The sequence below is a fragment of the Salinimicrobium oceani genome (genome assembly GCF_012037645.1).
In genome coordinates this window covers 1-506 of the sequence record NZ_JAAVJR010000427.1, presented here as the reverse complement: position 1 = coordinate 506, position 506 = coordinate 1, and the positions used below count along the sequence as shown (strand labels likewise).

The following is a 506-nucleotide window of genomic DNA, read 5'->3' as shown; positions in this document are numbered from 1 at the left end:
ATAAATCCAAACATATACTTACAGATTTTGACGGGGAAGCCGATCTTTCTGCTTTTTCAGCGGGGGAGATCATCTTTTTCAGGCATGTTTCCCATGCCGAATTCCATGCTACCAAACGTCAGATCCTGCAACAGCAAAACAAAGTTTTCCTGGTGCCTACCAGGAACGAATTAACCGAGGTAGTCCTCTCAATCTCCCGTTTTGAACAGAACCGGAGAAAGGTGCCGCAAAAAGTGGTAAGTATTAACCAGAAAGAGATTCTTGTTTCCAGTCCTCAAACTGCTGCCGACCTGTTGGAAAGTACAGGGCAGGTGTTTGTCCAAAAAAGTCAGATGGGTGGCGGGAGTCCCATGATCAGGGGATTTTCCACCAATCGGTTGTTGATCACTGTGGATGGAGTGCGAATGAATACAGCAATTTTCCGCGGGGGAAACCTGCAAAATGTAATCTCCATTGATCCGCTTGCTTTGGAAAGGACCGAAGTAATTTTAGGCCCCGGTTCCATC

The 506-nt window shown here is 46.4% G+C and carries 1 protein-coding gene; it reads left to right on the top strand.

Features of this window, described 5'->3' with window-relative positions:
• Positions 1-506, top strand: a 506-nt coding sequence (locus HC175_RS17555) for a TonB-dependent receptor plug domain-containing protein (protein WP_168139582.1), incomplete at both ends; no start/stop codon positions are given.